This is a genomic window from Oleiphilus sp. HI0061 (genome assembly GCF_001635675.1).
Genome location: NZ_LWFE01001274.1, coordinates 1 through 2,598 on the forward strand (window position 1 = coordinate 1; position 2,598 = coordinate 2,598).

A 2,598-nucleotide genomic window follows, 5' to 3' on the forward strand; every position below is an offset into this window, starting at 1 on the left:
TGCCGATGCCTCACCCGTAATAACACTAATGATTTCGGCATACGATATATTGATAGGCCCAAAACCCAAAGCTGAAACTAGACAGAACAGAACGAGAAAAGTAATTAGCAAGCAAGCTATGAACTTACCGGCAATCAGCGAACCCGTTCTAGCCTCGGCACTAGTATTCATAACTAATTCTCGGAACATTTGCACTAGGATGGCGATCTACCTTAACCTTCGCCTTGAAGACTTTTGATATTAAAGACTCATTGAGCACTTCATTTATAGAGCCTTGAGCAACCAATCTGCCACGGTCTAACACCAACAAACTATCGCAGAAAGCCGCGGCGAGATTTAAGTCATGAAATGAAGATAAAACACTTATTCCTAATTGCTTCACCTTGTTCAGCAGATCAATTTGGTAATGGATATCCAAGTGATTGGTTGGCTCATCCATAATTAATAAGCGGGGTTTCTGCACAATTGCTCTTGCAAGCATCACGCGCTGCTTCTCACCACCCGACAAAATACTGAACAAGCAATCTTCAACAGCCGATAAGTCCATATCAGCAATAACTGAACTGACAAAACGAATATCTTCCTTTGTATCCCACTCAAACAAGCCCTTGTGGGGCGCTAGCCCTTGCAGTACAACCTCTCTTACCGTCAGCCCTAAATGATCATGATGCTCCTGCAAAATGACAGCCACCTGCTTTGCGTTGTCCCTTAAGCTGTTCTCCCAGATATCCGAGCCGCCTAAGGACACATTGCCTTTGCTCGGTTTGTTTACTCTGTAACAGCAACGCATCAAGCTGGACTTCCCTGAGCCATTAGGGCCGATTAAGCCAACAAAACCTCCTTCTGATAGGGCAAAACTAATATCTTGCAGGATCACCTTATTACCACAGTGCCACGATAAAGTATTCACACTTAACAAAGGATCAGCAGTTTTATTTTCGCTATCAAGCATCAATATTTCCTAAGAACTGCCAGGCTTATTGTTCGCATTGGATTTGAGTGAAAGAGGCAAGCCTGCGACAACTAAATCGACCTGATCACAAAGGCTTGCCAAGCTTTGATGTAACAGCCCTGCTACATCACAATATTTACGACTTAAATCGCCTAAAGGCATGACTCCCATATTGGTCTCGTTGGAAACCAAAATTAATTCTACATTTGTTAGACTGACAGCCTCGACAAATCGATCAAGCTCTAACTGGACGCGTGTTTTGTCTTCAAGCATCAAAAGATTAGTGACCCATAAGGTAAGACAATCAACAACGAGCACTATATCTTCACCAGCACGTTCCTCAAGCACTTTTGCCAACTCTAGCGGCTCTTCTATCACACACCAATGATCTGGCCGGTCTGCCTTGTGACGCTCAATTCGTGCTGCCATTTCCTCATCCAGTGCTTGTGCAGTGGCAAGCAAACAAATCGACGATGCACTATTGTTTGCTATAACTAGCTCTGCTTGCTGTTCTGCATATCGGCTCTTGCCAGACTTTACCCCTCCAAGAATGAGTCTTTTCATCCGGCCTGCTCCAGTAACTCTATCAGCTTATCCATATCAATCGCTGACTCAAAAGCATTGGCTAAGCGCTCCAACTGCTTCTCACGCACTTCTTCAAGGTTGACAGTGGTATCTGATCTTAGTCCAGCCCACTCTAACAGTGCTTGCAATGCTTCCGGTGAATCAAATAGACCGTGCAAATAGGTACCCTTAACCAGGCCGTCTCTACTAGTTGCGCCATCCGTACCCGCGAGAGAAGCGCCACCCGTTGATGACCCAAAATTGACAATCATCGGGCGCGCCAAGTCATCTCCTGTGGTCACTCCCGTATGAATTTCATAGCCTTTTACAGGTGCTGAACTTTCGGCTAACTCGCCCACACAATTAAGTAATTTCTTTTCAGCCAACAAGCTAGTCGCACACGAAAGCAAAGCGAAACCTTCACTACTGCCTGGCCGACCTTCTACACCACTTTCATCAGTGATTAATTGCCCTAGCATCTGATAACCGCCACATATCCCCAACACCTTTCCGCCATACCTTAAATGACGATTTAAAATGTCTTTCCAACCATTTTGAACTAAGAAACCTAAATCAGAACGAACGGATTTGGAGCCCGGCAAAATGATCAAATCCGCAGGCGGAACCGGGTCCCCTACATTGATATAACGAAAATCAACATCAGGATGCAAACGCAAAGGGTCAAAATCTGTATGATTGCTTATACGTGGAACAACCGGCACAATTACACGAAATTTATATTCAGAACTTGGATCGAGTATCTGCTCTGGCAAAGCATCCTCTGCATCAAGGTGTAGACCATGAAGGTAAGGCAGAACACCAAGCACCGGTTTTCCCGTATACGATTCCAGCCAGTCCAAGCCAGACTGAAGCAAGGAAATATCACCTCTAAATCGGTTAATGACGAAACCTTTGATACGCGCTTGCTCAGACTCAGACAGCAATGACAAAGTACCGACCAAATGTGCAAACACACCGCCGCGATCAATATCGGCAACTAAAATAACCGGGCAATCCACTTCCTCAGCAAAACCCATGTTTGCGATATCTCTGTCGCGTAGATTAATCTCTGCCGGTGAGCC

Annotated in this window: 3 protein-coding genes; all 3 read right to left on the reverse strand. The window is 45.2% G+C overall.

What is annotated here, in order from left to right; all coding sequences use genetic code 11:
* Window positions 1-160 precede the first annotated feature (160 nt).
* On the reverse strand, window positions 161-952 hold the full coding sequence (locus A3735_RS20005) for an ABC transporter ATP-binding protein (RefSeq protein WP_068515684.1): 792 nt from the start codon (window positions 950-952) through the stop codon (window positions 161-163).
* Window positions 953-961: 9 nt separating this feature from the next.
* Window positions 962-1,516: a bifunctional adenosylcobinamide kinase/adenosylcobinamide-phosphate guanylyltransferase gene (gene cobU / locus A3735_RS20010; protein ID WP_068513547.1), complete on the reverse strand. Its 555-nt coding sequence runs from the start codon at window positions 1,514-1,516 to the stop codon at window positions 962-964.
* The coding region (locus tag A3735_RS20015; protein WP_082885945.1) for a cobyric acid synthase at window positions 1,513-2,598 on the reverse strand (1,086 nt) is incomplete at its 5' end. The genes cobU and A3735_RS20015, both read right to left, overlap by 4 nt.

Bases quoted from the DNA above. Each gene is read 5' to 3' on its own strand.
- A3735_RS20005 (WP_068515684.1), bottom strand. From the start codon at position 952: ATGCTTGATAGCGAAAATAAAACTGCTGATCCTTTGTTAAGTGTGAAT.
- cobU (WP_068513547.1), bottom strand. From the start codon at position 1,516: ATGAAAAGACTCATTCTTGGAGGGGTAAAGTCTGGCAAGAGCCGATAT.